26 protein-coding genes are annotated in these 26,972 nt (G+C 68.8%); 10 read left to right on the top strand and 16 right to left on the bottom strand.

The window, feature by feature from the left end:
• Window positions 1-41 precede the first annotated feature (41 nt).
• Window positions 42-1,652, top strand: coding sequence for a D-alanyl-D-alanine carboxypeptidase/D-alanyl-D-alanine endopeptidase (gene dacB / locus M1D55_RS13250; protein ID WP_456282359.1), 1,611 nt, complete (start codon window positions 42-44; stop codon window positions 1,650-1,652).
• Window positions 1,653-1,665: 13 nt separating this feature from the next.
• Here dacB and M1D55_RS13245 read toward each other — a convergent pair whose 3' ends face one another.
• From M1D55_RS13245 to M1D55_RS13215, 7 genes are all read right to left on the bottom strand, one after another.
• Entirely contained in the window at window positions 1,666-2,643 is a 978-nt protein-coding gene (locus tag M1D55_RS13245) for an L-threonylcarbamoyladenylate synthase (protein WP_232206747.1), read from the bottom strand.
• 61 nt (window positions 2,644-2,704) lie between these two features.
• Complete coding sequence (locus M1D55_RS13240) at window positions 2,705-3,949, bottom strand: 5-(carboxyamino)imidazole ribonucleotide synthase (protein ID WP_023263747.1); 1,245 nt, start codon at window positions 3,947-3,949, stop codon at window positions 2,705-2,707.
• A gap of 100 nt (window positions 3,950-4,049) precedes the next feature.
• Window positions 4,050-4,547 (bottom strand): 5-(carboxyamino)imidazole ribonucleotide mutase, encoded by a 498-nt coding sequence (gene purE / locus M1D55_RS13235; protein ID WP_006577368.1) that lies wholly within the window; start codon window positions 4,545-4,547, stop codon window positions 4,050-4,052.
• 40 nt (window positions 4,548-4,587) lie between these two features.
• Window positions 4,588-5,496: a phosphoribosylaminoimidazolesuccinocarboxamide synthase gene (locus tag M1D55_RS13230; RefSeq protein WP_064576425.1), complete on the bottom strand. Its 909-nt coding sequence runs from the start codon at window positions 5,494-5,496 to the stop codon at window positions 4,588-4,590.
• Window positions 5,497-5,648: 152 nt separating this feature from the next.
• Entirely contained in the window at window positions 5,649-6,713 is a 1,065-nt protein-coding gene (gene fba, locus M1D55_RS13225) for a class II fructose-bisphosphate aldolase (RefSeq protein WP_456282358.1), read from the bottom strand.
• A 233-nt stretch (window positions 6,714-6,946) separates the two neighbouring features.
• Complete coding sequence (pyk, locus tag M1D55_RS13220; RefSeq protein WP_006577366.1) at window positions 6,947-8,383, bottom strand: pyruvate kinase; 1,437 nt, start codon at window positions 8,381-8,383, stop codon at window positions 6,947-6,949.
• Between the two features lie 80 nt (window positions 8,384-8,463).
• On the bottom strand, window positions 8,464-9,660 hold the full coding sequence (locus M1D55_RS13215; protein WP_456282357.1) for a phosphoglycerate kinase: 1,197 nt from the start codon (window positions 9,658-9,660) through the stop codon (window positions 8,464-8,466).
• 436 nt (window positions 9,661-10,096) lie between these two features.
• Here M1D55_RS13215 and M1D55_RS13210 point away from each other — a divergent pair, with 436 nt between their 5' ends.
• Window positions 10,097-11,257 carry a helix-turn-helix transcriptional regulator gene (locus tag M1D55_RS13210; RefSeq protein WP_456282356.1) on the top strand — a complete coding sequence of 387 codons (1,161 nt, stop codon included), beginning with the start codon at window positions 10,097-10,099 and terminating at the stop codon, window positions 11,255-11,257.
• 2 nt (window positions 11,258-11,259) lie between these two features.
• Here the strand turns inward: M1D55_RS13210 and M1D55_RS13205 are convergent, their stop codons facing one another.
• From M1D55_RS13205 to M1D55_RS13195, 3 genes are all read right to left on the bottom strand, one after another.
• Entirely contained in the window at window positions 11,260-11,583 is a 324-nt protein-coding gene (locus M1D55_RS13205) for an AzlD domain-containing protein (protein ID WP_006575853.1), read from the bottom strand.
• Complete coding sequence (locus M1D55_RS13200; RefSeq protein WP_043437886.1) at window positions 11,580-12,491, bottom strand: AzlC family ABC transporter permease; 912 nt, start codon at window positions 12,489-12,491, stop codon at window positions 11,580-11,582. Before M1D55_RS13200 ends, M1D55_RS13205 begins: the two co-directional genes overlap by 4 nt.
• Before the next feature lie 184 nt (window positions 12,492-12,675).
• Window positions 12,676-13,575 carry an AraC family transcriptional regulator gene (locus M1D55_RS13195; RefSeq protein ID WP_006575851.1) on the bottom strand — a complete coding sequence of 300 codons (900 nt, stop codon included), beginning with the start codon at window positions 13,573-13,575 and terminating at the stop codon, window positions 12,676-12,678.
• Between the two features lie 143 nt (window positions 13,576-13,718).
• Here M1D55_RS13195 and M1D55_RS13190 point away from each other — a divergent pair, with 143 nt between their 5' ends.
• The gene (locus tag M1D55_RS13190) at window positions 13,719-14,474 is read left to right on the top strand and encodes an SDR family NAD(P)-dependent oxidoreductase (RefSeq protein WP_232206724.1); all 756 of its coding nucleotides are present in this window, start codon (window positions 13,719-13,721) and stop codon (window positions 14,472-14,474) included.
• Between the two features lie 18 nt (window positions 14,475-14,492).
• On the opposite strand, the gene M1D55_RS13185 is transcribed toward M1D55_RS13190, so the two are convergent.
• From M1D55_RS13185 to M1D55_RS13175, 3 genes are all read right to left on the bottom strand, one after another.
• Window positions 14,493-14,912 carry a PIN domain-containing protein gene (locus tag M1D55_RS13185; protein WP_064576430.1) on the bottom strand — a complete coding sequence of 140 codons (420 nt, stop codon included), beginning with the start codon at window positions 14,910-14,912 and terminating at the stop codon, window positions 14,493-14,495.
• A complete protein-coding gene (locus M1D55_RS13180; RefSeq protein WP_006575848.1) occupies window positions 14,899-15,153 on the bottom strand; it encodes an AbrB/MazE/SpoVT family DNA-binding domain-containing protein in 255 nt (84 codons plus the stop codon). Before M1D55_RS13180 ends, M1D55_RS13185 begins: the two co-directional genes overlap by 14 nt.
• 168 nt (window positions 15,154-15,321) lie before the next feature.
• Window positions 15,322-16,341 carry a Bug family tripartite tricarboxylate transporter substrate binding protein gene (locus tag M1D55_RS13175; protein ID WP_006575847.1) on the bottom strand — a complete coding sequence of 340 codons (1,020 nt, stop codon included), beginning with the start codon at window positions 16,339-16,341 and terminating at the stop codon, window positions 15,322-15,324.
• A gap of 314 nt (window positions 16,342-16,655) precedes the next feature.
• Between M1D55_RS13175 and M1D55_RS13170 the strand changes: the two genes are divergently transcribed.
• From M1D55_RS13170 to M1D55_RS13145, 6 genes are all read left to right on the top strand, one after another.
• On the top strand, window positions 16,656-17,576 hold the full coding sequence (locus M1D55_RS13170; RefSeq protein WP_006575846.1) for a branched-chain amino acid transaminase: 921 nt from the start codon (window positions 16,656-16,658) through the stop codon (window positions 17,574-17,576).
• Window positions 17,577-17,661: 85 nt separating this feature from the next.
• Window positions 17,662-17,856, top strand: coding sequence for a zinc-finger domain-containing protein (locus tag M1D55_RS13165; RefSeq protein ID WP_006575845.1), 195 nt, complete (start codon window positions 17,662-17,664; stop codon window positions 17,854-17,856).
• A 133-nt stretch (window positions 17,857-17,989) separates the two neighbouring features.
• Window positions 17,990-19,012: a lipopolysaccharide heptosyltransferase II gene (waaF, locus tag M1D55_RS13160; protein ID WP_023263744.1), complete on the top strand. Its 1,023-nt coding sequence runs from the start codon at window positions 17,990-17,992 to the stop codon at window positions 19,010-19,012.
• A 160-nt stretch (window positions 19,013-19,172) separates the two neighbouring features.
• The gene (locus tag M1D55_RS13155; RefSeq protein WP_456282355.1) at window positions 19,173-19,613 is read left to right on the top strand and encodes a YybH family protein; all 441 of its coding nucleotides are present in this window, start codon (window positions 19,173-19,175) and stop codon (window positions 19,611-19,613) included.
• Window positions 19,614-19,730: 117 nt separating this feature from the next.
• On the top strand, window positions 19,731-20,723 hold the full coding sequence (locus M1D55_RS13150) for a YheT family hydrolase (protein ID WP_456282705.1): 993 nt from the start codon (window positions 19,731-19,733) through the stop codon (window positions 20,721-20,723).
• A gap of 90 nt (window positions 20,724-20,813) precedes the next feature.
• On the top strand, window positions 20,814-21,416 hold the full coding sequence (locus M1D55_RS13145) for a DUF2946 family protein (RefSeq protein ID WP_456282354.1): 603 nt from the start codon (window positions 20,814-20,816) through the stop codon (window positions 21,414-21,416).
• Between the two features lie 42 nt (window positions 21,417-21,458).
• On the opposite strand, the gene M1D55_RS13140 is transcribed toward M1D55_RS13145, so the two are convergent.
• On the bottom strand, window positions 21,459-23,276 hold the full coding sequence (locus M1D55_RS13140) for a beta-barrel assembly-enhancing protease (RefSeq protein ID WP_456282353.1): 1,818 nt from the start codon (window positions 23,274-23,276) through the stop codon (window positions 21,459-21,461).
• Window positions 23,277-23,419: 143 nt separating this feature from the next.
• Between M1D55_RS13140 and moaC the strand changes: the two genes are divergently transcribed.
• Complete coding sequence (moaC, locus tag M1D55_RS13135) at window positions 23,420-23,896, top strand: cyclic pyranopterin monophosphate synthase MoaC (RefSeq protein ID WP_064576433.1); 477 nt, start codon at window positions 23,420-23,422, stop codon at window positions 23,894-23,896.
• 127 nt (window positions 23,897-24,023) lie between these two features.
• On the opposite strand, the gene M1D55_RS13130 is transcribed toward moaC, so the two are convergent.
• Both M1D55_RS13130 and M1D55_RS13125 read right to left on the bottom strand, forming a co-directional pair.
• Window positions 24,024-24,983 (bottom strand): hypothetical protein, encoded by a 960-nt coding sequence (locus M1D55_RS13130; RefSeq protein ID WP_456282352.1) that lies wholly within the window; start codon window positions 24,981-24,983, stop codon window positions 24,024-24,026.
• Window positions 24,984-25,142: 159 nt separating this feature from the next.
• Window positions 25,143-26,972 carry a Wzy polymerase domain-containing protein gene (locus tag M1D55_RS13125; protein WP_456282704.1) on the bottom strand — a complete coding sequence of 610 codons (1,830 nt, stop codon included), beginning with the start codon at window positions 26,970-26,972 and terminating at the stop codon, window positions 25,143-25,145.

Below are 26,972 nucleotides of genomic sequence, written 5' to 3'. Positions count from 1 at the left end.
AGCTGGCATCGGGTCGCATCGTTGCAGACGACTACGGTACCATGCTGCCCATGCCTGCTCGCCCCCTTCTCGCCCGCAGCATGGTGCCATTGCTGGCGTTTGCGCTGGCATTCGGTCCCGCTGCCAATTCCGAAGCCGCCCCCAAGCGGTCCAAGCCAAAAGCCGCCGCCGCGAAGGCATCACGGCAATCGCCATCGACAAAGGCAGTGCCCTCCCATGCCCGGCTGCTGTCCCTGTCACAGGATAAAACGGGCCTGCCGGCGTCGGTGCTGCTCGGCTTGCGGCAGGCGGGCGTACCGCTTTCCGCGGCCAGCTTCTACATCGTCCGGCAAGGCGCCCCGGCCGCGACCGTCAGCTGGAACGCCCAGACCCCGATGAACCCGGCTTCGACGATGAAGCTGATCACGACCTTCGCCGGCCTGCAGCTGCTGGGGCCCAGCTACCGCTGGCAGACCTCGCTCTATGCGGACCGCGAGCCGGGCGCCGACGGCGTGGTCGGCAACGTCTATCTGCGCGGCCAGGGCGACCCCAAGCTGGTACCGGAGGAGATGGCCAAGCTGGTGGCCCAGGCGATGCGCGCCGGCGTGACCACCATTGCCGGCGACGTGGTGCTCGACCGCAGCTACTTCGACAATGGGCTGGACAACGGCGGCACCATCGACGGCGAGACCCATCGCGCCTACAACGTGGCACCGGACGCGCTGCTCTATTCGTTCAAGACGCTGTCCTTCACGTTGACCCCGGATGCCGCCACGCAGACGGTCGGCGTGTCGGTCATGCCGCCGCTGGCGCAACTGCGCGTGGACAACCGGCTGGCGCTGACCAACGGCCGCTGCGGCGACTGGCGCGCCGGCGCGACGCCGACGCTGTCCCCGCAGACGGACGGTACCGTGGTGGCGTCGTTCGACGGCAGCTATTCGGCCGATTGCGGCGAGCAGGTACTGAACTTCGCCGCGCTCAGTCACGACGACTTCATCGGCGGCGGCTTTGTCGCGCAATGGCTGGCGGCCGGCGGCACCTTCGCGAAGCCACCGGCGATCCGGCGCGGCAGCGTGCCGCGGCCCGCCTTCCGGCTGACGCGCCACCATGGCCTGCCGCTGGCCGACATCGTCCGCGACATCAACAAGTATTCGAACAACGTGATGGCGCGCCAGCTGTTCCTGACCATCGGCGCGGAGATCGATCGCCGCGGCCCCGCGAACACCAGGCGTTCGGCGGCGGTGATCCGCCGCTGGTTGTCGCATCAGGGGCTGGAGATGCCGGGCCTGATGCTGGACAACGGCTCGGGCCTGTCACGCCAGGAGCGCATCAGCGCGTACGACCTCGCGCGGCTGCTGCAACAGGCGCTGGCCAGCGAGGCGGCGCCGATCTTCGTCGACTCGCTGCCGGTCCTTGGCGTCGACGGCACGTTGCGGAACCGGCTGACGCGCAGCAGCGCCGCCGGCCATGGCTATCTGAAGACGGGTACGTTGGCGGATGTGCGCGCCATCGCCGGCTATGTCGATGCAGCCGATGGCAAGCGCTACGTGGTGGTCAGCCTGATCAACCATCCGAACGCCGCGCAGGCGCAGCAGGCGCATGACGCGCTGTTGGAATGGGTCTATCGCGGCGCGCCGGTGTCGGCCGGCGCCGCCGCAGCGGCGGCAGAATAGCGCGCCCGGGCGTTCAGTCCTGGAACGCCGCGGCGGCACGCTGCAGCCGGTCCCGCACACCAGCCCACTCATGCCCCTCGGGCAGCGGCTCGACATACAGCCGTGCGTAGCCTTCCTTGTCGAGCCGGCGCAGCAGCCGGTAGAGTTCCCGGGCATACGATCTGGCGTCCGTCGGGGCCTGCACCCAGACACAACGGGGATCGCCGGCCGGCGCGGCGGAGACCCAGGCCACGCGCGCGTCTGCCGGCAGCGTCGCAAGATCGCGCGCCAGGGCGCGCGCATCGGCCAGATACAGCGGCGTGCGGGGCGCGTAGTGCGCCTTCAGCGTGCCGGAGGCCCGCGGTGCCGCGGCGTCCGGCGGCAGCGGCGCGACGCCCAGCACGTCGGCCATCATCGCCGGCGTGATCGCGCCCGGCCGCAACAGCACCGGGCCGACGCCCTGGTCCAGCCGCGACAGGTCGACGATCGTCGATTCGATGCCGACCTCGACGCCATCGCCCTCGAGCACATAGACGCTGTCGCCGAATTCCTCGCGCACATGCTGCGCGGTGGTTGGGCTAACCTGCCCGAACTTGTTGGCCGAAGGCGCGGCGATGCCGCCGCGGCCGCGCTTGAAGCGCGACAGCAGCGCCTGCGCGACCGGATGCGACGGGCAGCGCAGGCCGATGCTGTCCTGGCCGCCGGCCACGTCGGCCGGGATATGGGATGCGCGCTTCAGGATCAGCGTCAGCGGTCCGGGCCAGAACGCGTCGATCAGGCGCTGCGCGGCCTCGGGCACGTCGTCGGTCCAATGCCCGATGTCGGCGCCGTCGACCACATGGACGATGATCGGATGGTTGGACGGCCGCCCCTTGGCCGCGAAGATGCGCGCCACCGCCTCCGGGTTCTCGGCATCGGCGCCGAGGCCATAGACGGTTTCGGTCGGAAACGCGACCAGCTGCCCGGCCTCGAGCAGGCGCGCGGCCTCGTCGAGTTCGGCGGCGGTCGGCATCCGGGAAGGATGGGAAGCGGCGGCCATCGTCATCACACTGTGCGGAAAACGGTGCGGAAAATCAGGGCGCGATATGCAGCAACTGCAGCGCCGCGTCGAAGGCGCGCTGCGCGTCCTCGGCGCGCTCGCCGACGCAGTTGACGTGGCCCATCTTGCGTCCGGGCCGCGCATCGCTCTTGCCGTACAGATGCAGCTTGGCACCCGGCTGCGCCACCACCGCATCCCAGGCCGGCTCGCGCTCGAGCCCGTATTCGTACCACACGTCGCCCAGCAGGTTCAGCATCTTGCCTGCCGAATGCTGGCGCGTGCTGCCCAGCGGCAGCCGCGCCATCGCGCGCACCTGCTGCTCGAACTGGCTGGTCTCGCACGCATCCATCGTGATATGGCCGGAATTGTGCGGGCGCGGCGCCATCTCGTTGGCGACCAGGCTGCCGTCCTTCAGCACGAAGAATTCGATGCACAGCACGCCGACATAGCCCATCTCGCCGGCGATGGTCGCCGCGGCGGCACGCGCGCGGTCGGCGATCTCGGCCGACACCTGGCGCGACGGCATCACCGTCGAGAACAGGATGCCGTCGCGATGGACGTTCTCGGCCAGCGGCCAGGTCGCCGTCGAGCCATCGGCGCCGCGCGCGGCCAGCACCGACACCTCATAGGCCAGCGGCAGCATCTGCTCGAGCACGCATGGCACATGCTGCATCGCGTTCCAGGCGGCGCGAACGTCGTCGCGGGTCTTGACGCGGGCCTGGCCCTTGCCGTCGTAGCCCATGCGCGCGGTCTTCAGGATGCCCGGCAGCAGCTGCTCGGGCAGCTGGTCGATGTCGGCATCGTGCTGGATCACCCAGTGCGGGGCCGGCGACACGCCGGTGCGCTCGGCGCAGGCGGCGAAGAACTTCTTCTCGCCGATGCGGTTCTGCGCGATCGACACGCAGTGGCCGCGCGGCGCGACGAAGGCGCCGAGCTGCTCCAGCCGCTCCAGCGACATCGACGGCACGTTCTCGAATTCGGTCGAGACCGCCTGGCACAGCTTCGCCATCTCGCCCAGCGCCGCCTCGTCGGTATAGGTCGCGCAGATATGCCTGTCGGCGACCGCGCCTGCCGGGCTGTCCTGGTCGGGATCGAGCACGCAGACCTTGTAGCCCATCGCCTGCGCGGCGTGCGTGAACATCCGGCCCAGCTGGCCGCCGCCGAGCATGCCGAGCCAGGCGCCGGGCAGGATCGGCGCGTTCGGGCCGCCGACGCCGAATTCGGCGCGCGACTCCGGCGTGTGCGCTTCGATCAGATGGGGATGGATATCGGTGGGCATGCTCGTGCGGATTCCAGGAGAACGGTTCGCGGCCGCCGGCGGCGGCCGCGGGGGCGTGAATCAGTAAAGCCGTAATGCAGTCATTCGATGCCGTATGCGCTCACAGCGGCAACGTCATCGCGCGCGCCGCTTCGGTCTGGCGCGTGCGGAAGGCGTCCAGCGCCGCGGCCAGCGCGTCGTCGGTGGTGGCCAGCGTGGCGATCGCATGCAGCGCGGCATTGGCCGCGCCCGCCTCGCCGATCGCGAAGGTGGCGACCGGCACGCCCTTGGGCATCTGCACGATCGACAGCAGCGAATCCTCGCCGCGCAGGTATTTGGACGGCACCGGCACGCCGAACACCGGCACGATGGTCTTGGCGGCGATCATGCCCGGCAAGTGCGCGGCACCGCCGGCGCCCGCGATGATCGCGCGCAGTCCGCGCGAGCGTGCCGTCTCGGCATAGCGGAACATCTCGTCGGCCATCCGGTGCGCCGAAACCACCTGCGCCTCGAACGGAACGCCGAAATCCTTCAGCATCGCCACCGCGTGCTGCATCACGTCCCAGTCCGAGCTGCTGCCCATCACGACGCCGACCAGCGGCTTGTTTGTCTGGCTCACTTCCAATCCTTGCTTGCGTGGCGTGCCCGCGGCCGCCCGGTTATTGCAGTTCCTGCCCGGTCAGCCGGGTCAGCGCCTCGCGGTACTTGGCCGCGGTCTTCTCGACCACGTCGGCCGGCAGCGCCGGCGCCGGCGCGGTCTTGGGCCACGGCTTGCCGTCGATGCGCACCGCCTCGAGCCAGTCGCGCACGAACTGCTTGTCGAACGACGGCGGGTTGGTGCCGACCTGATAGGAATCGGCCGGCCAGAAGCGCGACGAGTCGGCGGTCAGCACCTCGTCCATCAGCGTCAGCGTGCCGTTCTCATCCAGCCCGAACTCGAACTTGGTGTCGGCGATGATGATGCCGCGCGTGGCGGCGTAGTCGGCCGCCTCCTTGTACAGGCGGATCGAGATGTCGCGCATCTGCGCGGCCAGTTCCTTGCCGATGCGCGCCTCGACCTCGGCGAAGCTGATGTTCTCGTCGTGCTCGCCCATCTCGGCCTTGGCCGCCGGCGTGAAGATCGGCTCGGGCAGCTTCTGCGCGTTCTGCAGGCCGGCCGGCAGCGCGATGCCGCAAACCCGGCCGGTCGCCTGGTAGTCCTTCCAGCCCGAGCCCGCCAGATAGCCGCGCACCACGGCCTCGACCAGGATCGGCTTCAGACGCTTGACGACGACCGCGCGGCCGCGCACCTGCGCGACCTCATCGGCCTGCACCACCGTCTCGGGCGCAATGCCGGTCTCGTGGTTCGGCACGATATGGGCCAGCTTCTGGAACCAGAAGTTGGCCATCTGGTTCAGCACGCGGCCCTTGCCCGGAATCGGCTCGCCGAGGATCACGTCGAACGCCGACAGCCGATCGGTCGTCACGATCAGCAGCTTGTCGTCGCCGACGGCATAGTTGTCGCGCACCTTGCCATGGCCGAGCAGCGGCAGCGAGCGGATGGAGGACTGATAGAGAGCGTCAGACATAGAAATTGGCCGGCGAGCCGGAGAGAGGGAGAAACAATGAGGGGCTTCGTGCAGTGGCGAAGCCCCCATCGGTCGAATCATTGGCCACGCCATGGCGTCGGCCATGACCCGGCCCCCGATGCGTGCAACGCGGGAGGCCAGGCCCAGACGGCTTACTGCACCACTTGCGACAGCTTGCCCGACTTGTACTGCTCGGCGATGTCCTGCAGCGCGATCGGCTTGATCTTGCCGGCCTGGCCTTCGCAGCCGAACGCGACATAGCGTGCCTTGCACACCTGCTTGGCCGCTTCGCGGGCCGGCTTCAGGTATTCGCGCGGGTCGAACTTGCTCGGGTTCTCGACGAAGAAGCGGCGGATCGCGCCCGTCATGGCCAGACGGATATCGGTGTCGATATTGATCTTGCGCACGCCGTACTTGATCGCTTCCTGGATTTCCTCGACCGGCACGCCGTAGGTTTCCTTCATGTCGCCGCCGAACTTGCGGATTTCCTCCAGCAGTTCCTGCGGCACCGACGACGAGCCATGCATCACCAGGTGGGTGTTGGGGATGCGGGCGTGGATTTCCTTGATGCGGCTGATCGCCAGGATGTCGCCGGTCGGCTTGCGGGTGAACTTGTACGCGCCGTGCGAGGTGCCGATGGCGATCGCCAGCGCGTCCAGCTGGGTCGCCTTGACGAAGTCGGCGGCCTGCTCGGGGTCGGTCAGCAGCATCGAGTGGTCGAGCTTGCCTTCGGCGCCGATGCCGTCTTCCTCGCCGGCCTCACCGGTTTCGAGCGAGCCCAGGCAGCCCAGTTCGCCCTCGACGGTCACGCCGACCGCGTGGGCCATCTCGACGACCTTGCGGGTCACCTCGATGTTGTAGTCGTACTCGGCCGGGGTCTTGCCGTCTTCGCGCAGCGAGCCGTCCATCATCACCGACGAGAAGCCCAGATCGATCGCGCCCTGGCAGATCGCCGGCGACTGGCCGTGGTCCTGGTGCATCACGACCGGGATATGCGGATAGGCCTCGACCGCGGCCTCGATCAGGTGGCGCAGGAAGTGTTCGCCCGCGTATTTGCGGGCGCCGGCGGAAGCCTGCATGATCACCGGCGCATTCACTTCGTCGGCCGCCTGCATGATGGCCTGGACCTGCTCCAGGTTGTTGACGTTGAATGCCGGCAGACCGTAGCCGTTCTCGGCGGCGTGGTCGAGCAACTGGCGCATCGAAACGAGTGGCATGTCAGACTCCTAAGAAAAGAATGGGGTTCTCGGTATTGGATGTTCTTCGGGCTGCCGGGCTGTCGCCGCGGCCCGCCGCTATCGTGGCAACTTTCCGCGGGCCGCGGCACCGGGCTGTGTTCCCCAGCGCACCGTTGCGCGCCGTCATGGTTGGCGTCATCGTTCGCGTGATGGTTCGCGTCATCGGCATCGCCTCCTCGCCTCCGGCTTCATGGTCAGGGTGCGGATCCCCATCACAGGCCGACCCGGACGATCTTCAGCGTATTGGTGCCGCCCGGCTGCCCCATCGGCTCGCCGATCGTCAGCACGATGAAATCGCCGCGCTGCACCACGCCCTTGGCAAGCAGCAGCTCCTCGGCCTGTTCCAGCGCGGTATCGCGGTCGCTGCTCGATTCCAGCGGCAGCGCCACCACGTTGCGGTACAGCTGCATCTTGCGCTGCGAGGCCAGGTTCGGCGTCATCGCGTAGATCGGCACATGGATGCGGTGACGGCTCATCCACAACGCGGTCGCGCCCGAATCGGTCAGCGCGGCAATGGCCTTCACTTGCAGATGATAGGCGGTGAACAGCGCGCCCATTGCGATCGACTGGTCGATCCGCGTGAAGGTCTGGTTCAGGAAGTCGGTATCCAGCTGGACCACCTCGGACTTCTCGGCCTCGACGCAGACCGCGGCCATCGCCTCGACGGTCTCGACCGGATAGCGTCCGGCGGCGGTCTCGGCCGACAGCATCACGGCGTCGGTGCCGTCGAGCACGGCGTTGGCCACGTCCGACACCTCGGCGCGGGTCGGCACCGGATTGACGATCATGCTTTCCATCATCTGCGTGGCGGTGATGGTCAGCTTGTTGGCCTCGCGCGCGAGCCGGATCATCCGTTTCTGCAGCGCCGGCACCGCGGCGTTGCCCACTTCCACGGCCAGGTCGCCGCGCGCCACCATGATGCCGTCCGAAGCGGCTAGGATTTCCTCGAGCACGCCCGGCCGGATCGCCTCGGCGCGCTCGATCTTGGCGATCATCCGCGCCTTGTGGCCGAACTGCTGGCCCGCCACCGCGGCGAGCTGGCGCGCCATCTCCATGTCGGTGGCGTTCTTCGGGAAGCTGACCGCGATATAGTCGGCGCCCAGCGCCATCGCGGTCTTGATGTCTTCCATGTCCTTGGCCGTCAGCGCCGGCGCCGACAGGCCGCCGCCCTGGCGGTTGATGCCCTTGTTGTTGGACAGGTCGCCGCCAACCTTGACGGTGGTGAAGATCTCGTTGCCGATCACGCGGTCGACCACCAGCACGATCAGGCCGTCGTTGAGCAGCAGCAGATCGCCCGGACCGACATCGCGCGGCAGGTCGCGGTAATCGAGGCCGGCGCGCTCCTCGTTGCCGAGCTGGCAGTTGGCGTCCAGCACGAACGGGTCGCCGGCCTTCAGCGTGACCTTGCCGTGCTCGAACTTGCCGACGCGGATCTTCGGCCCCTGCAGGTCGGCCATGATCGCGACCTCGCGGCCGCAGGCCTGGGCGGCCTCGCGCACCAGGCGCGCGCGCTCGAGGTGGTCCTCGGCGGTGCCGTGCGAGAAATTGAGCCGCACCACGTCGACCCCGGCCGCAATCATGCGGGTCAGCATCTCGAGCGTGCTGGAAGCGGGGCCGATGGTGGCGACGATCTTGGTCGAACGGGTCATCTGGTTTCCTTGTCCTTGGGGTGTCGCGGCCGTCCGCCGGCTCGCCGCCGCGGCGGCCGGCAGACGGCGGGCCTGTGGGGTCAGCCCGCGGCGCGCTGCTCCAGGACTTCGAAGGCCGGCAGCTTCTTGCCCTCGAGGAATTCGAGGAAGGCGCCGCCGCCGGTCGAGATATAGCCGACGCGGTCGGCGATGCCGTACTTGGCGATCGCGGCCAGCGTGTCGCCGCCGCCGGCGATCGAGAACGCCTTCGATTCGGCGATCGCGTCGGCCAGCACCCTGGTGCCGTTGCCGAACTGGTCGAATTCGAACACGCCGACCGGACCGTTCCAGACGATGGTGCCCGCCGCCTTCAGCTGCTCGGCCAGCATCGCCGCGGTGCGCGGACCGATGTCGAGGATCATGTCGTCGTCGGCCACGTCCTTGACGTCCTTGACGGTGGCCGCGGCGTTGGCGCTGAACTCCTTGGCGCAGACCACGTCGACCGGGATCGGCACCGAGGCGCCCCGCGCGGCCATGATGTCGATGATGGCCCTGGCTTCGCCGGCCAGGTCGGGCTCGGCCAGCGACTTGCCGATCTTCAGGCCGGCGGCCAGCATGAAGGTGTTGGCGATGCCGCCGCCGACCACCAGGTTGTCGACCTTGTCGGCGAGCGACTTCAGGATGGTCAGCTTGGTCGAGACCTTCGAGCCCGCGACGATGGCCACCAGCGGACGGGCCGGCTGGCCCAGCGCCTTGCCCAGCGCGTCGATCTCGGCGGCCAGCAGCGGACCGGCGCAGGCGATCGGCGCGTATTTGGCGATGCCGTGCGTGGTGGCCTCGGCGCGGTGGGCGGTGCCGAAGGCGTCGTTGACGTAGATGTCGCAGAGCCTGGCCATCTTCTGCGCCAGCTCGTCGCTGTTCTTCTTCTCGCCCTTGTTGACGCGGCAGTTCTCGAGCAGCACCACCTGGCCGGGCGCGACCTCGACGCCGTCGACCCAGTTCTGCACCAGCTTGACGTCCTTGCCCAGCAATTCCGACAGGCGCTTGCCGATCGGCGCCAGCGAATCGGACGGCTTGAACTCGCCCTCGGTCGGGCGGCCCAGGTGGGAGGTCACCATCACGGCGGCGCCGGCGTCCAGGCAGGCCTGGATCGCGGGCACGGAGGCGCGGATGCGGGTGTCCTCGGTGATGTTGCCGGCGTCGTCCTGCGGCACGTTGAGGTCGGCGCGGATGAACACGCGCTTGCCGGACAGTTTGCCTTGGGAAATCAGGTCGGATAGACGCAGGACAGAGGTCATGGCTCTTGCGGGAAAGATCGGAAAAACCGGCATTTTACCTGAAGGGGGACCCCCTTTTGCGCAATTGCAACGGGGTTGCGACGCCTGGGGCACAAAGGCAGGTGAAACCCTCATCACATCGTGCTGACGACCCTGCGGCAAAGCCGTACCATAGCTGCTCGGCCACCGCAGACGCCCCGGCGCGCTGCCCTCGAGAGCCGTCCAATTCCAATCAAGAAGAAACAAGAAGTTGGAAAGCCGACCGGGCCGTCACAAGAGCCCGGCAGCGCGTTGCTTTGTCGTCGGAACAGGGGAAGTCGATGAACCAAGGGGAAGTCCATGGCGCAAACCATGGGCGGCGCCAGCCTTTGCACGCGCCGCCCGACGCCTGCCGCACCAACGGATCGACCGGGTCGGCCAGGTCGTTCGGGTCGCTCGGGTCAATGCGGAGGCCGCAATGACCGATAGCGACATCCACGACACCATCCGCGGACTCTACGAGGGCATCGTGGATCCGCAGGCGTGGCAGCGCAGCCTGCAGAACCTGCGCCGCGCCAGCGGCAGCACCCAGATGGGCATGGTCGTGCTGGACAAGCGCAGCGACCGCATGTCGGTGATCGAACTGGCCAATCCGGTGGAAGGACTGGCCCAGGCCTACCAGCAGACCTTTCAGGCGCTGGACCCGGGGCGCTCGTTTACGCCGCGGATGCCGCTTGGCGGCTGGTACATCGACGCGCGCGAGCTCGGTGTCGGCACCCTCTCGCGGCACCCTTTCTACGGCGACTTCCTGCATCGCTACGGCATGGGCTCGGTGATGGCCTGCCTGGTCGACCGCCAGCCCTATTACGAGGTCTTTTTCTCGCTGCAGCGGCCACTGGACGGCCCGCTGTTCGCGCCCGAGGACGCGCGCGCGCTGGACTGGGCGATTCCCCACATCCGGCAAGCGATGGCGCTGCGCGAGCGCACCAGCGCGCTGACCGCGCTGCAGCGCCTGTCGATGCAGCTGCTGGACCAGCTGGCGTTCGGCGTGATCGTCTTCACCGCGGATGCGCGCGTGCTGCTGCACAACGGCGAGGGCGAGGCCTGGGTGCGCCGGCTGGTGCCCAACCCGGCCGCCCCGCGCATGGGCACGGGTACGGGCACGGGCGACGAATGGACGCTGTCGCGCCCGTTCGCCGCGATGGTCCGCGCCGCCTGCGATGCCAGCGCGCCGGTGCCCGCCCAGGCGGCGATGGCGCAATCGCGCCAGGGCGCCCGTGCGCAGGTCGTCGTGCTGCCGCTGCCGCCGTCGCACGCGCTGGGCCAGGCCTGGCAGCAGCCGGCCGCGCTGGTCGCGATCCACGACGCCCGCGGCAGCTCGCCCCTTCTGCCCCAGGTACTGCGCGACCTTTACGGACTGACGCCGGCCGAGATGCGGCTGGCGACGCTGCTGACTACCGGCATCGGGCTGCCCGAGGCCTGCGAGCAGCTGCAGATCGGCCGCGAGACCAGCAGGACGCAGTTGAAGTCGGTGTTCATCAAGACCGGCACCAACAGCCAGGCCCAGCTGTCGCACCTGCTGACCCAGCTGAGCGCCACGCTGAAGGCGCCAGCGGCCGAACCGAACGGCGCGTCCTGAGGTCAGGCCAGCAGCCGCAACGCCGTGTAGACCGCCATGCCGACCGCGATCATGCCGAGCATCCTGCGGGTGGCCAGATAGAACAGCGCGGCGGCGATGCCGGCGATCAGCTTGTAGTTTTCCAGGCCGACGGTGAAATGGCCCTGCCAGGTCATCAGGTCGGGCAGGATGATGGCCGCCAGCGCGGCCGCGGGCGCGTAGCGCAGCGCCCGCTGCAGCCGGTCGGGCAGGCTGACGTGCTCGCCCGCCATCAGGAACAAGGCCCGCGTGACGATGGTCACCACCGCCATGCCGACCAGCGCGATCCAGATCTGCCAGTGGCTCATGCCCGGTCCTCCGCCGACGAAGCGGCATGGCTGGCATGGCCGCCAGCGTTGTTGTCTGTCTTGTGATTGACGTGTGGAGGGTCCGTGTCGGCTGCCCTGTCCCGTCGCCGCTTGCGTTCGATGCCGCGCAGCGCGGCCCGGGCCGCCATCTGGTCGCTGGCCATGCCGGCCGCGATCGCCCCGGCCACCGCCACCACCAGCCCGAGCCGGTACGGCAGGTCGAAGAAGAACAGCGCCAGTACCGCGGATACCGCGACCGCCATCAGCGTCGAGCGCGAATTGATCGTCGACACCATCACCGGAATCAGCGCCAGCGTGCCGGCCAGCGCCAGTCCCCAGCTGTCCGGGAACAGGCTCGCCAGCAGGATGCCCGCCAGCGACGACACCTGCCACATCACGAAGTTGACCAGCGCCATGCCCCAGAAATAGCCTTCCTTGCCGGGCTCGTAGCCCGGCGCCTGGTAGCGCTGCATGAAGAAGACGAAATGCAGGTCGCCGTTGAACGACCCCAGCACGGTGCGGCGCCACAGCGGCAGATAGCTGAAATGCGGCTGCAGCGCGGCGCTGAAGATCACGAAGCGCAGGTTGACCACGGCCGCGGTCAGCCAGATCGTCCACAGCGGCATGCCGGCGGCGAACAGCGGCAGTACCGCCAGCTGGGCCGAGCCGGCATAGACCAGCAGGCTCATGCCGATCGCCTCGGGCACCGTCATCACAGACTTGCTCATCGCGACGCCCGTTACCAGCCCCCACGAGAACGTGGCGGGCAGCGACGGCGCGAATCGGCGCGCGCCGGCCAGGAAGCCGGTGCGCTCGGCGGGCGGGAAACGGGTCCAGAAATGGTGCAGGACGCCTTGGGTGGCACGATGCCAAAGGCGCAACCAGGCCGGGGGCCGAGGGGAAGTCATGGAGCGGATGCGGTGAGGATCCGGCCGATCGTGCGACGGCGCGGCACCATTCCCTGCGCCGCGCCGGCATCGCCGGACACCCCGCCGCGAGCGCGGCGGGTAAGGCGCCATTATAGGCCCTGGCGCACATCGGGTAAGTGGCTGCTTAAATCCGCGGAACGCGGCCAGTGCAGCGTTCGGCCGGCTATTCGGCGACGTCCGCCGGCAGCGCCGCGCGCATCGCCTCCGCATCCCGCGCCGGTGGCGCGCCAAACAGGCGCCGGTATTCCCGCGTGAACTGCGGCACGCTCTCGTAACCGACGGCAAAGGCCGCGCTGCTGGCCGTGATGCCATCGGCCAGCATCAGCCGGCGCGCTTCGATCAGCCGCAGCTGCTTCTGGAACTGCAACGGCGACAGCGACGTGACAGTACGGAAGTGCTGGTAGAACGACGACGGGCTCATGCCGGCGGCCGCGGCCAGCCGCTCCATCGGCAACGGCTTCGCGAAGTCCTCGCGCAGCACCGCCACGGCGCGCGCCACGCGGCGCGCATTGCCTTCCGGCCATCCCAGTTCGCGGATCGCCGCGCCATGCCGGCCGGCCAGCAGCCAGTAATGCAGCTCACGAACGCGCTGCGCGTGCAGCACCGGAACCGCCTCCGGCCGCTCGACCAGACGCATCAACCGCAGCGCGGCGTCGGCGACCTCGGCATCGGTAGGCTGGTAGCGCACCGCCAAGCCGCCCGCCGCCGGCAGCGTCTGCATCTGCATCGCCAGTTCGGCGATCACGGCCGGCTCCAGATCCAGCACCAGCGATAGATACGGCGCCTCGCGGCTGGCCCGGCTGACCTGGCTGACGGTCGGCACGTCGGCGGTAATCAGCAGCGAGTCGCCCGCCTCGAAGGTGAACGTCTGCGAGCCAATGGTGACCTGCTTGCTCCCTTGAAGCACCAGACAGACCAGCGGCCGCGCGATCGCATGGACCAGTCCGCTGGGCGAGGTCGCCCGGATCGTGGTCAGGCCCGGCACTGGCGTTTGGGCAAGGCCGTCGGGATCGGCGTAGGCGTCCGTGTAGCGGCGGACGGCATCGAGCAGCTCGGCGTTCATGCGCGCAGCATAGCGTTGCTCCGCCGCGATGGCGAACCGGCTCGGAGATTCAGGCAAGAAAGCGGGAGGAATTGACAAAGACTATCGAGACGCGAACTCCAATAATTCGAAGCACCACCAACCGAACCACAGGAGTTCTCGCCATGAACAGCATTGCCCTCGTGACAGGTGCCAGCCGCGGGCTGGGCCGAGCCACCGCCATCAGCATTGCCCGCAGCGGCGGCGATGTCATCGTGACCTACCAGCGCCGTGCCGACGAGGCCAACGCCGTCGTCGCCGAGATCGAGGCCATGGGCCGCAAGGCCCGCGCGCTGCAGCTCGACACCGGCGACGTCGGCAGCTTCGCCGCATTCGCACAAGCGCTGGGCGTTGCGCTGCGCGAGACCTGGCAGCGCGACAGCTTCGACCATCTGGTCAACAACGCCGGCCACGGCGACCATGCGCTGATCGCCGACACCACGGAGGCGCAGTTCGACGCGCTGGTCAACGTGCATTTCAAGGGCGTCTATTTCCTGACGCAGACGCTGCTGCCGCTGATCCGCGACGGCGGACGCATCGTCAACCTGTCCAGCGGGCTGACGCGCGTGTCCTTCCCCGGCTACGCCGCGTACGCGGCGGTCAAGGGCGCGGTGGAAGTGCTGACGCGGTATATGGCGAAGGAATTGGGCGCGCGCGGCATCGCGGTCAATACCGTCGCCCCGGGCGCGATCGAAACCGACTTCGGCGGCGGCGCCGTCCGCGACAACCCCGAGATCAACAAGCTGTTCGCGGAAATGACCGCGCTGGGCCGCGCCGGCGTGCCGGACGATATCGGACCGATGATTGCGAGCCTGCTGTCGGAGAGCCACCGCTGGGTCAACGCCCAGCGGATCGAGGTGTCGGGCGGTCAGGGAATCTGAGGCGACTATCTTTTGACGTCATGCGCGCTCGTCGGCCATTCCCTGCGCAAGCAGGCGAAAACCCGGCGTGCGTGCTGCGGCGGCATCAAACGTCGCGACCCATTCGCATGCCGCGGCGTGGCACGTCCGTTCGATCAAACAGTCCGCAAAATCGGCGGTGGACGTCGCATACGATTGGAGGGCTTTGCGAACCGTTTCGGGCGATTCGACCACCAGTTCGCGCGACTCCAATATGCCTTGAACGATGGCCGCAATGCCGTTTCGCTTGACCCCGAAGCGCCGCGTCATTACCCATACCAGTTCGACGAGCGCGACGATCGGCACGTAGCCGCGTCGCTCGGGACTCAAGCCCTCCAGCAGGGCGCTGGCGATAGGAGACTGCAGTGGATCGTCCTGCGCGAAATATCGGACCAGGACGTTGGTATCAATTCCGATCACCGGCCGACGCTCCCTGTTCCGCGATTGCCGCGTTCATGTCGTCGACCGAAACGGGTTTGTCCGGCTTCGGTAAAACACCCTTCAGCCGCTTGACCGACTGACTGGCTGGAATTACCTCGTAGTTGCCTGTGGCTTCGTTCATTACAAACTCCACGCGATCGCCTGCCGACAAGCCCAACCTGTCCCGAACCTCAGCAGGAAGGGTGACTTGCCCCCTCGAAGTCATCGTGACCGATGGCATGTGCTTACCTCCTGTCGATCCGTTACCAACATTCGCATTGAACGCCAGTGGACCGCGGGCAGCAAGCAGGCGATTGTGGAGCCGGAACGCTCGCCAGACTCCCAGAAAGAACGGCGCTCCTCAGGAAACGGGCCGTCGCACAGGCAGCGCGGCCCGAAGTCCTGATCATCAATCGATCGACGCTCCCACCGTCTTGACGACGTTCGCCCACTTCTGGCGGTCGGCCTTGACCGTGGCGCGGAACTGGTCGACCGTTTCGACGCGCGGCGTGTTGCCCGCGTCGACCAGCTTCTGGCGCACCGCCGGGTTTTCCAGCGCGACGCGCACGGCCTCGTTGACCTTGCGGGCGATCTGCGGGTCCAGGCCCTTGGGACCGAAGAAGCCGAACCAGATCGTGCTGTTGTAGTTGGGCACGCCGCTCTCGGCGATGGTCGGCACATCGGGGATCACGGGCACGCGCTTGGCGGTGGTCACGCCCAGCAGCCTGACCTTGCCGGCGCGGTATTGCGGCAGCACGCTCTGCACCTGGTTGAAGATGCAGCAGACCTCGCCCTTGAGCACGGCCTGCAGCGCGTCGGGGCCGCCCTTGTACGGCACGTGGACCATGTCCAGGCCCGCGCGCGCGTTGAATTCGGCGAAGGCCAGATGGGTGCCGGTGCCGTTGCCGGTCGACGCGTAGTTGTACTTGCCCGGGTTGGCCTTGACCTTCTCGATGAATTCCTTGACCGACTTGACGTCGAGTACCGCCGGATTGACGGTCAGCACGTTGGAGACCTCGACCAGCGGCGCGATCGGCGTGAAGTCGGCCTCGGCGTCGAACGGCAGGTTCTTGTACAGCGCCGGGTTGATGCCATGGGTAGCGGCGGTGCCCAGCAGCAGCGTATAGCCGTCCGGCTTGGCATGGGCGACCACTTCGGAGGCGACGTTGCCGCCGGCGCCCGGCCGGTAGTCGTACAGGATCGTGGTTTTCAGCGACTTCTGCAGCGAGTCCTGCAGCGTGCGGCCGACCATGTCGACGCCCGAGCCGGCGGTAAAGCCCATCAGGATGGTGATCGGCTTGTTGTCGGGCCAGTTGCCAGGGCCCTGCGCGTGCGCGGACGGTGCCAACGACAGGCAGGCGAGGCTGCCCAGGCTGGCCAGGGTGGCGGCAAGACGGGTCACGAGGCGGCGGGTCGAAGTGCGGGTCATGGCGGCGGAAAGTCCAAAAAACCAGAACGGAAAGGTGCGGTCCCTGGCGGGCATGTGCGGCGGGGTCCGGATTCCAAAGCAAGTACGATACCAACGAATCGCCACTTTCCAAACGATTGAGTTCGCTTGAGCGTATGCCCTGACGATATAAGCGGGGCCCGACCGCTGGCGGAACACCCCACCATCGTTGGCCTGGTGCCGCGTTCCCGCCGCCATCCCGCCGCTTCCTTGCCCCCGCGCCGCGTTGGCACGGGGTGTGCCGGGGCTTACAATGTCGCCTTTGCACCTTTTTGACGTTTTTGCGGGAGACGAGCATGTCGATGGCCGATCGTGACGGAAAGATCTGGATGGATGGCAAGTTGATCGATTGGCGCGACGCCAAGATCCACGTGCTGACCCATACCCTGCACTACGGCATGGGCGTATTCGAGGGTGTGCGCGCCTACAAGACGCCGGCCGGCACCGCGATCTTCCGGCTGAAGGAGCACACCCGCCGGCTGTTCAATTCCGCCAAGATCTTCCAGATGGAGATCCCGTTCGACCAGGCGACCCTGGAGGCGGCGCAGCGCGAGGTGGTCAAGGCCAACCAGCTCGAGTCCTGCTATATCCGCCCGCTGGTCTGGATCGGCTCGGAAAAGCTCGGCGTCTCCGCGCGCGGCAACACGATCCACGTGGCGATCGCCGCCTGGCCCTGGGGCGCCTACCTGGGCGAGGAAGGCATGGAGCGCGGCATCCGCGTCAAGACCTCGTCGTTCACCCGCCATCACGTCAACGTGTCGCTGGTACGCGCCAAGGCCAGCGGCTACTACATCAACTCGATCCTGGCCAACCAGGAGGCCACGAGCCTGGGCTACGACGAGGCGCTGCTGCTCGACACCGACGGCTATGTCAGCGAAGGCTCCGGCGAGAACGTCTTCATCGTGCGCAACGGCGTGATCTACACCCCTGACCTCGCCTCCTGCCTGGACGGCATCACCCGCGACGCGACGCTGACGATCGCGCGCGACCTGGGCATCGAAGTCCGCGAGAAGCGCATCACCCGCGACGAAATGTACTGCGCGGACGAAGCGTTCTTCACCGGCACCGCGGCCGAAGTCACGCCGATCCGCGAGCTCGACGACCGCATCATCGGCGAAGGCCGCCGCGGGCCGATCACCAAGCAGATCCAGGACGCCTTCTTCGCCGCGGTCGGCGGCACCAACGAGAAGTACCAGCACTGGCTGACCCTGGTCTGATGCCGGCGGCCCGGCGGCCATCGGCGCCGGGCCTGCCGCAGCACCAGCCGGACTCCCCATCTGACTAGACTGACCCCGCAACACCATGACGCAAACCGCAAACGTCGTCGAAATCGGCGCCGAAGACCTCCCGCTGCACTGCCCCACCCCCAATACGCCGACCTGGAACTACCATCCGCGCGTGTTCCTCGATGTGGCGGACACCGGCCAGGCCAAGTGCCCGTACTGCGGCACCGTCTACCAGCTCAAGCCGGGCACCGTGCTGAAGGGCCACCACTGATCGCCCGCTCGTCCGTTCCCGGCGGCGGCCACGCTGATGTGGCCGCGTCGCCGGCCGGCACCGAACGCCCCGTTTTCCTCTCGCCGCTCTGCCGCCCCGCCAACCCGCGGGGCGGCACGGCGGCGCCTTGCTTATGAACAAAGCCCTCGTCATCGCGCCCAACTGGATCGGCGACGCCCTGATGGCGCAGCCGCTGTTCGCGCTGCTCAAGCAACGCCATCCGCGCCTGGCCATCGATGCGCTCGCGCCGAAATGGGTCGCGCCCGTGCTCGCGCGCATGCCCGAGATCGGGCGCGTGTTTCCCAGCGACCTGGCGCACGGCAAGCTGCAGCTGTCGGCCCGGCTGATGTTCGCGCAGCAGCTGAAGAACGAAGGCTACGACGTCGCCTACGTGCTGCCCAACTCGTTGAAGTCCGCGCTGATCCCGTGGCTGGCCGGCATTCCGCTGCGCGTGGGCTACCGCGGCGAGGCGCGCTTCGGCCTGCTGAACATCCGGCACGCCAATCCGCCGAAGGACAAGCGTCCGCCGATGGTCGAGCACTACGCGCGGCTGGCGCTCAAGCCCGGCGCGCGGCTGCCCGAGGCGCTGCCCGAGCCGCGGCTGCGCGTCGATCCGGCACGCGTGGTCAAGACCGCCGAGCGCTTCGACATCGCGCCGCAAACCCGGCTGATCGCCTTCTGCCCCGGCGCCGAATACGGTCCGGCCAAGCGCTGGCCCGCCGCGCATTTCGCCGAGCTGGCGCAGATGCTGCGCCGCTCGTACCCGTACGCGCAGATCGTGACGCTGGGCTCGGCCAAGGACGGCGAGATCGCCGCCGAGATCTGCGCCGGCGCGCCGTTCGTGCGCAATCTGTGCGGCCAGACCTCGCTGGACGACGCGGTCGACCTGCTGGCGCTCGCCGAGGCGGCGGTCTGCAACGACTCCGGCCTGATGCACGTGACGGCGGCCCTGAACCGGCCGCAGGTCGCGGTATTCGGCTCCAGCGATCCCCGCCATACGCCCCCGCTGTCACAGGCAGCGAGTATCATGTGGCTCCAGCTCGAGTGCAGCCCCTGTTTCCAGCGCGAATGCCCGCTCGGCCATCTGCGCTGCCTCAGGGAGATCGAGCCGGAAATGGTGTTCGTGGAGCTGCGCAAGCTGCTGCACCGGCCTTGATCCGTAGCGAACACCGCGCGCCGGCGCCGCGCCACCAGGCGGGCCCGGCGCCGCTGATTGACCCGCGATGGCCGTCCCGCACAGATCGACCGACACGGCGACTGGGACGGCTTCGATTCATGGCCCGGCCTGCCGGCGGGGCCCACCGACCGATCCCGCCATGCCTCGCTTCGCCCGCCTGTTCGATTCCGCCGAAGACATCCTGGAAGCCTTTCGCGAGGCATTGAAGCTGCGCGATGCCGAAGGCGCGCTGAAACTGTGGCTGGACGAGGATTCGATCACCTGCGTGATGCCCGACGGCCAGCGGCTGATCGGCCACGATCATCTGCGCCAGGCCTTCCTGCAGCTGCTGGACCGCCAGCCGGTGGTGATCGACGTGCTCGAGAGCAGCAGCCATTCGACGCTGGGCGTCTCGATCTTCGACGTGACCGAGGCACTGCGCTTCGCCACCGACCGCGTCGAGGCCGACCTGTACGTGCACACCACCTACGTGCTGATGCAGAACCACGAGGGCTGGCGCCTGGCGCATATCCATTGCAGCCCGGCCAACGCGGCGCAGGTCGCGATCTCGACCGCGACGGCCAAGCAGGCCCTGCACTGAACCACCCGGGAAGCGCCCGGCATCGGAGCGCCCGCCGCCATGTCCCGCCCCGCCGACCTGATCCGGCATCCGTCCTCGCCATTGCCCGACCCGCACGGGTTCGACGCCCACGCGCGCATGCCGTGGTGGCTGCGCGACGGCCATAGCCAGACCATCATCCCGGCCCGGCTGACGCGCCGGCCGCGCGTGAGCTTCCGCCGCGAACGCTGGGACACGCCCGACGGCGACTTCATCGACCTGGACTGGACCACGCATCCGGTCGCCCCCGGCGCCCCGCTGCTGGTGCTGTTCCACGGGCTCGAGGGCAACTCGACCAGCCACTACGCGCAGGCGATGATGGCCGCGCTGCGCGAGCGCGGCTGGCAAGGCGTGATCCCGCATTTCCGCGGCTGCTCGGGCGAGCTGAACCTGGCGCCGCGCTTCTACCATTCCGGCGACTACGAAGAGATCGACTGGGTGCTGCGGCGGCTCGCGCAGCGGCATGCGGGCGGCGGCCGGCGGCTGTACGCGCTCGGCATCTCGCTCGGCGGCAATGCGCTGCTGCGCTATCTGGGCGAGGCGCAGTCGAGCGCCGGCTTCGTGGACGGCGCCGCCTCGGTGTCCGCGCCGCTCGATCTGGCGGGCGGCGGCGCGGCGCTGTCGCGCGGCTTCAACCGCGTCTATACGCAGATGTTCCTGCGGACGCTCAAGCGCAAGTCGCTGGACAAGCTGGCCCAGTTTCCGGGCCTGTTCGACCGCGCCGCGCTGCTGGCCAGCCGCGATCTCTATGCCTTCGACAATGTGGTCACCGCCCCGCTGCACGGCTTTCGCGATACCGACGACTACTGGGCGCGCGCCGCCAGCAAGCCGGTGCTGCGCCATATCGCCGTGCCGACGCTGGTGCTGAACGCGCGCAACGATCCCTTCCTGCCGGCGCGCTATCTGCCCGGCCTGGGCGATGTCAGCGGACAGGTGCTGCTCGACCAGCCCGAGCATGGCGGCCACGTCGGCTTTCTGGCGCCGCCGCGCGACTGGCGGCGGCATCTTCCGCTGTCGTCGTTGCTGCCGGGCGGCGGCCATGTCGACTGGCTGCCGGCGCGGGTGCTGCGATTCTTCGATAGCCTGGGCTGACAGGTTCTACGCTGGAATCGGCATCGCGGCGATGTACCGCGCGCCTCCCGCGAGATGCGGCGCACGCAAGGAGTTCAACAGGAGACGAGCATGGACGAGATCGTCAAGCAGGCGATGGCCCGCTGGCCCAATGTCCCCTACTGCTATGGCTGGCTCGCGCTGGACCGGCGCGGCCAATGGCGCCTGCGCAACGAATACGCGCAGCAGCATGGCCTGTCCGGCGATCCGCTGCGGCATCCGGCGCTGGTCGGCTTCATCGAACGCAACTATCTGCGCGACGAGCATGGCGCGTGGTTCTTCCAGAACGGGCCGCAGCGCGTATTCGTCGAACTCGCCTATGCGCCGTGGGTGGTGCGCCTGCACGAGGGCCAGTTCCATACCACGTCGCTGCGGGCCTTCACGCCGCGCTGCTGTCATGCCGACGAGCACGGCAATGTGGTGCTGGCCGGCGAGATCGACGGGGAGAGCGGTGTGCACGCGGCGCTGCTGCACGACCACGATCTCGACGCGTTCAGCGGCAGTTGCGACTGGCACGGCGAGGCCTGCGGCACGGACCTTGGCGTCTTTCATTTCGGTGGCCGCGATCTGCCGATCGAGCCGATCGGCGAGGCCGAGGTGCCGCGGCGCTTCGGCTTCGTGCGGCAGCCGCGGCCGGCGCCGCAGCAGGGTCAGGAACCGCCGCCGTCGAACTGACCGCGCTTGCCGTCGCGTTCCCGCAGGGGCAACCGCGGCGGCTCAGTTCGGGATGCCCTTGTTGTCCTGGCGTTCTTCCCGATACTGGCGCTCGAGCTGGTGCAGCCGCGCATCGACCTCGGACAGCGTATAGAAGTCGCCGTCGCCGGCCTTGCGCGCGATCTGCAGCTGTTCGATCGCGGCCTGATAGGCGCCGTCGCGCGCGTATTTCTCGGCCAGCGCCTGATGCTGCTGCACGCGCTTGCCCTGCGCCGCGTAGGCACGCGCCAGCAGCTCCCACCATTCGGCGCGCGCGCTTTCCTCGCGGGTGCGCGAACGCAGGAAGGTCACCAGCTCGTCGGCGCGGCCGGCGCCCAGCAGCGTCTCCGCATACGACAGCGCGACCGCGTGCGACAAGGGGAAGGTCTTCATCGAGGCCAGCGCCTGGCGCACCGCGTCGGGCACGCGGCCCTGCCCGCGCGCCAGTTCGATTGCCATCACGTCCAGCATCGGGCTGCCCGATGACGCGCCCGGGATATTGCCGTACAGCCGGCGCGCCTCGGCCAGCGCCTGCTCGGCCTGCACCAGCCGGCCCAGCCGCTGCTCGGCGAAGGCAATGCCGTAGTAAATCGCAGGCAGCCGCATCGGCGACGCGCTGGACAGCTGCGCCTGCAGCGCGGCGCGCGCGTTCTGGATGTCGGTGGGATTGGCTTCCTGCAGGATGCGCGCGCGCACCCGCGCGAACTCGTACTCGGGCGTGCTGCCGACCTTGCGCACCGGAAGATGGCTGGCGCGGTCCTGCATGTCGGCGATCCGCTCGGAGGTCAGCGGGTGGGTGCGCACATAGGACGGCACCGAGCTCTCCGAGATGCCGGTAACCCGCTGCAGACGGCGGAAGAAGTCCGGCATGCCCTGTGGATCGAAGCCCGCGGCCGACAGGATCTGGAAGCCGACCCGGTCGGCCTCGCGCTCGGCGCCGCGCGAGAACGACAGCTGGTTGGCCAGCGCCGCGCCCTGCCCGCCCATCGCCAGCGCGGCGGCGGCATCGGGGCTGCGGGTCGCCGCCAAGCCGGCCAGCACCATCGACGCCAGCGCGATCCACATCGATTGATCCTGGCTGGTGATGCCGCGCGCGATATGACGTTGCGTGACGTGGCCGATCTCGTGGCCGAGCACCGACGCCAGTTCCGACTCGGTCTCCGACTGCACCAGCAGGCCGGTATGCACGCCGATATAGCCGCCGGGCAGCGCAAACGCGTTGATGGTCCGGTCGCGCACGGCGAACAGTTCGAAGCCCGTCGCGAAGGTGCCGCCGCCGGTGGTGCCAGCCAGGTTCTGGCGGCGGGCGGCCTGGATCAGCTTGTAGCCGAGCGCGTTCAGATAATCGGCCAGCAGCGCATCGGTGACGTACTGCGGATCGCGGCGGATGTCGCGCATGATGCGGTCGCCCAGCCGCTTCTCCATGTCCGGCGACAGCGCCGCGGTCGACGGATCGCCCATGTCCGGCAGCTGGATGCCGTTGCTCTCGACCACCGGATTGCCGCTGCGCAGGCCGAAGTCGGACCGCTGTCCGGCCTTCACGCTGCGGTTCAGGTTGTCGTAGACCTGATCGCTGGCGTCACCGCCCAGGCCCGGCAGCGCCGGCGCGATCGAGGGCACTGCCTTGCCCGCCGGCGCCGAGGCGGCCTGGGGCCAGGCGGGCGTGGCAAGCGCCAGCATCAGCAGCGCGGCCAGCGGGCGACGCAGCGCCGGATGGCGGGGACCGGCATGGCGCGATTCGGGCGTCGCGCGTGGGCGTCCGGCGGCGCAAGCATCGGCGGAAGCATCGGCGCAAGCATCGGCGGGCGGAACGGGCCGGGCGACGGGGCGGAAAATCAGCATGTTGCTATGATAGCGGCCTGGCGCGACCGTTCCGCGCCCGCCGCCGCGCCTGCCGCGCTGTCCGGCCTTTCCAGAATTCCCTCGGTTTCCCTCGTTTCCCTCGGTCCTCTCTCGCTTCCACCCCGAACCCTGCGACGCCAACCATGAGCAAGCTCACTCACTTCGATACCGCCGGCCAGGCACACATGGTGGATGTCGGCGGCAAGGACGCCACCCACCGCGTGGCGATCGCGACCGGCACCATCACGATGGCGCCGCAGACCTTCGCGCTGGTCCGCGACGGCACCGCAAAGAAGGGCGACGTGCTCGGCATCGCGCGGATCGCCGGCATCATGGCCACCAAGCGCACCGCCGACCTGATTCCGCTGTGCCATCCGCTGGCGCTGACCAAGGTCGCGCTCGACTTCGCGCTCGACGAGGCGGCCAGCAGCGTGCGCTGCACCGTGCGCGCCGAGACGCGCGGACAGACCGGCGTCGAAATGGAAGCGCTGACTGGCGTGCAGGTCGCGCTGCTGACGATCTACGACATGTGCAAGGCCGCCGACCGCGGCATGGTGATGGGCGACATCCGCCTGCTGGAGAAGCATGGCGGCAAGTCGGGGGATTGGGTAGCGCAGTGAAGAGCCGGTAAGGGCCGGTAAGAAACCGTAAGGGCGTCAGGAGGAGTCAGGAGGCGTCAGGACGGTACGGGCCGGCGCGCGGCATCGCGCGCAGTCGTGCCCCGGGCATGCGCGCCGCGCCTCGGCGCTAGTGGCGCAGGCCGGAAGCGGCGACGTTGCGGCCACCGGCCGGCAGATTGGCCGCGGCCAGCAGCGCGTCGGCGAGCAGATCCTGCCCTTCCGGGCTCAGGTGGATCTCGTCGAGATAGGCCACGTCGCGCGCCCGGCGCTCTGCGTCGCGCATGCTGACGATCGGCACCTCGTATTCCTCGCACAGCCGCGAGAAGGCTTCCAGACCGGCGGGCAGGCCGGCGCCGTCCAGTTCGTGGCGCTCGTAGTGCTGCACCAGCCGGACCTGCAGGCCGGCGCGCTTCGCCATCACGATCAACTCCGCCAGATCGCGCAGCGAGGCGGCGCGGTCGGCATCGGTCGATTCGCGCGGCGGTCCCGACGATTGGTCCAGTCCCAGATAGGCGGGCAGATAGCGGGTGGCACCCTCCACCAGCGCCGACAGCGGCGGTTGCGACGGGTGGGTGTCCTGCCGCAGCGGCGCGAAGGTCGGCACATCGCCATAGTCGGCGCCGTTGACGACGATGATCGCGGTATCGGCGTCGAGAAAGCCAAAGCGCCGCGCATAGGCCAGCCAGTTGCCCGGCCCCCAGCTGAACGCGGCGACGTTGCCGACGGTCGCCACCTTGCCGTCCTGCCCCAGCCGCGCGCGCAGTTGCTCGGTGGCCAACCGGCCCTGGTCGACCTGCGCGCCGCCGTTGACGACCGAATCGCCGAACACCAGCACGCGCCGCTCGCCGGGAGCGCGCTTCTTCGGCTCGAAATCCTCCGAGCGCATGCCGAAGCGGTTGACCACATAGCGATGGCCGAAGCGCTTCACGCGCTGGTTGGGCTTGAGCAGGTATTCGATTTCGGGGTCGGCCTGATACAGCGGCGGATCGCCCAGCCCAAGGCCGGCGCGCGCCAGCACCTCGGTGGTGATGACGGCCACCAGCGCGAGCACAGCCGCCGTCAGAATCCCGCGCTTGCCAATCCGCATTCGTCCCTCCCGTGTGACACAGGCACCGGGCGAGTCTATGGGCCGGAACTGGCGTGACAAATCGTGCCGACGGATGAAATGCCGCAGACCCGTGCTTCTACGGAAACGGCGGCCTCCGCCGCTTGCCGCAGCGCGGCATTCCCCCTTTCGGCTACCGCCCTACCGCGGTATCGGTCCGGCGGCCTGGTGTTGCCGGACCCACTCGCAGAATTCCTGCGGCCGACGGGTGGCGCCGACGCCGTCGCAATAGCCGGCGACCCGCGCGAACTGGTCGGCCTCGTCGCCGCGATAGTAGTAGCGCAGCCGCTCCAGCCATTCGCGGCCCCGCTCCGGCTCGCCGTTCAGCGCCAGCAGCCAGGCCCCGCGCGCGATCATCGTCGGTGTCGGCAACAGGTGGAGCGCGGCGATGTGTGGCGGCAGCCAAGCATCGGCGCCGTCGGCAGTCAGCGGAGCCAGTTCGGCCCGGTGGGCCTCCGCATGCTGGCCGAACCACAGCTTCGGCGCCGGCAACGTGTCGACCCGCGCCGAACTGGCGTACTCGCGGGCCTCGACGCGGCGGTAGTCCTGCCACATGGTCGCGAGCACCAGCGCGGCTGCTACGCCGACCACCGCGGAGCCGGCCGTCGCCAGCGCGCGCGGCATCCGGGCCACCGTCAGCGCGGCCGGCTCGAGCCATCCCAGCAGGAAACAGAAGGGCAGCAGAAAATACAGATAGTGCAGCGGGTACTCGAGCATCGAATGCGCGCACAGCATCGCCAGCCAGGTCAGCGCCGCTGCAGTGCGGGCGCGCTCGGCCGTATCGGCCCGCCACAGCCGCGCGCGCACCACGCGCCACAGCCATGCGGCAAGGAACACCGCGACACCGGCGGTGCCGACGACGCCGGTCTTGGCGAGCAGGTCCAGCACGGCGTTGTGCGCATGCAGCGACATCTCGACGACGATGCCCAGCCGCGCCAGCTGTTCGAACTGTGCCCAGCCGAATTCGCCCCAGCCGACGCCGAACCACGGATGCGCGACGAACATCGCCCACGCGTGCGACCACAGCGCGCCGCGCGCGGAGATCTGGTCGCCGGCCTGCAATTGGGCCATGGTGTCGAACAGCGACCACCCGAACGCCTGCCCCGCCGCCTTGATGGCCGGTTGCAGCAACATCAGCATCGCGACCAGCGCCGCGGCGGCGAACACCAGCCCGGCGGGACCGCGCAGGCTCCAGCGTCTCGATGCCGACGCCGATGGCGCATCCTCCGCCGAGCGCGCCAGCCAGGCCGCGACCAGCGCATAGCAGGCGGCCAGCCCGACATGCAGCACGCCGGTGCGCGAGCCGGACAGCACGACGCCGCTTTCGATCAGCGCCACCGCGACGAGCCACGGCACCGCACGCAGCTTGCCGCGCGAGGCCAGCCAGACCGACGCCGCCAGCGCGAGGCCGTGGACGGTCGCCTGGTGGTTGGGCTGGTTCAGATTGCCCCACAACCGGCGGTTGGTCTCGTAGAAGTAGTCGGACACGAGCCCCAGGCTGTCGTCCTCGAGCCGGAACAATTGCACCCATTGGGCCAGCGTGCCGAACAGCCCGGCCGCCAGCCAAGCCGTGGCGACCGCGGTCAGCACCGCGTCCGCATCGAGCGCGCGGCGATAGCGATGGCCGGCCCAGATGGTGCCCGCGCCGAGCAGCAAGGCAGCCAGCGTCAGGCCGCGGCTGCCCGTCACGTCAGGCTGGCCGGCCAGCGTGGCGCCCGCGCCCAGCGCGATCAGCCACAGGCAGAATGCGGTCACCAGCGGGATGCCGCCGGGCGAGGTGGGCGAGGTGGGCGAGGTGGGCGTGGTAGTGGCAAAGTCAGCGGCGGCAGTACCCGTGGCTGGTGCCGGCGGACGCAAGGTCGCCGACCACAGCACCAGCGCGACGAAGGCCAGCGCCGACGCCCACTCGCCGTAGAAGGTCGCCAGCGGCAACGTATGTCTGGACACCAGCGGCGGCAACGCGACGGCCAT

This window comes from Cupriavidus sp. JZ107 (genome assembly GCF_053903255.1).
This window is presented reverse-complemented; position numbering and strand designations above follow the sequence as displayed.

Coding starts and splice junctions, on each gene's coding strand:
- dacB (WP_456282359.1), top strand. CDS start 42: ATGCTGCCCATGCCTGCTCGCCCCCTTCTCGCCCGCAGCATGGTGCCA.
- M1D55_RS13245 (WP_232206747.1), bottom strand. CDS start 2,643: ATGCCGACCGCCGCCGAACTCGACGAGGCCGCGCGCCTGCTCGAGGCC.
- M1D55_RS13240 (WP_023263747.1), bottom strand. CDS start 3,949: ATGCCCACCGATATCCATCCCCATCTGATCGAAGCGCACACGCCGGAG.
- M1D55_RS13230 (WP_064576425.1), bottom strand. CDS start 5,496: ATGTCTGACGCTCTCTATCAGTCCTCCATCCGCTCGCTGCCGCTGCTC.
- fba (WP_456282358.1), bottom strand. CDS start 6,713: ATGCCACTCGTTTCGATGCGCCAGTTGCTCGACCACGCCGCCGAGAAC.
- pyk (WP_006577366.1), bottom strand. CDS start 8,383: ATGACCCGTTCGACCAAGATCGTCGCCACCATCGGCCCCGCTTCCAGC.
- M1D55_RS13215 (WP_456282357.1), bottom strand. CDS start 9,660: ATGACCTCTGTCCTGCGTCTATCCGACCTGATTTCCCAAGGCAAACTG.
- M1D55_RS13210 (WP_456282356.1), top strand. CDS start 10,097: ATGACCGATAGCGACATCCACGACACCATCCGCGGACTCTACGAGGGC.
- M1D55_RS13205 (WP_006575853.1), bottom strand. CDS start 11,583: ATGAGCCACTGGCAGATCTGGATCGCGCTGGTCGGCATGGCGGTGGTG.
- M1D55_RS13200 (WP_043437886.1), bottom strand. CDS start 12,491: ATGACTTCCCCTCGGCCCCCGGCCTGGTTGCGCCTTTGGCATCGTGCC.
- M1D55_RS13195 (WP_006575851.1), bottom strand. CDS start 13,575: ATGAACGCCGAGCTGCTCGATGCCGTCCGCCGCTACACGGACGCCTAC.
- M1D55_RS13190 (WP_232206724.1), top strand. CDS start 13,719: ATGAACAGCATTGCCCTCGTGACAGGTGCCAGCCGCGGGCTGGGCCGA.
- M1D55_RS13180 (WP_006575848.1), bottom strand. CDS start 15,153: ATGCCATCGGTCACGATGACTTCGAGGGGGCAAGTCACCCTTCCTGCT.
- M1D55_RS13175 (WP_006575847.1), bottom strand. CDS start 16,341: ATGACCCGCACTTCGACCCGCCGCCTCGTGACCCGTCTTGCCGCCACC.
- M1D55_RS13170 (WP_006575846.1), top strand. CDS start 16,656: ATGTCGATGGCCGATCGTGACGGAAAGATCTGGATGGATGGCAAGTTG.
- M1D55_RS13165 (WP_006575845.1), top strand. CDS start 17,662: ATGACGCAAACCGCAAACGTCGTCGAAATCGGCGCCGAAGACCTCCCG.
- waaF (WP_023263744.1), top strand. CDS start 17,990: ATGAACAAAGCCCTCGTCATCGCGCCCAACTGGATCGGCGACGCCCTG.
- M1D55_RS13155 (WP_456282355.1), top strand. CDS start 19,173: ATGCCTCGCTTCGCCCGCCTGTTCGATTCCGCCGAAGACATCCTGGAA.
- M1D55_RS13150 (WP_456282705.1), top strand. CDS start 19,731: ATGCCGTGGTGGCTGCGCGACGGCCATAGCCAGACCATCATCCCGGCC.
- M1D55_RS13145 (WP_456282354.1), top strand. CDS start 20,814: ATGGACGAGATCGTCAAGCAGGCGATGGCCCGCTGGCCCAATGTCCCC.
- M1D55_RS13140 (WP_456282353.1), bottom strand. CDS start 23,276: ATGCTGATTTTCCGCCCCGTCGCCCGGCCCGTTCCGCCCGCCGATGCT.
- moaC (WP_064576433.1), top strand. CDS start 23,420: ATGAGCAAGCTCACTCACTTCGATACCGCCGGCCAGGCACACATGGTG.
- M1D55_RS13130 (WP_456282352.1), bottom strand. CDS start 24,983: ATGCGGATTGGCAAGCGCGGGATTCTGACGGCGGCTGTGCTCGCGCTG.
- M1D55_RS13125 (WP_456282704.1), bottom strand. CDS start 26,972: ATGGCCGTCGCGTTGCCGCCGCTGGTGTCCAGACATACGTTGCCGCTG.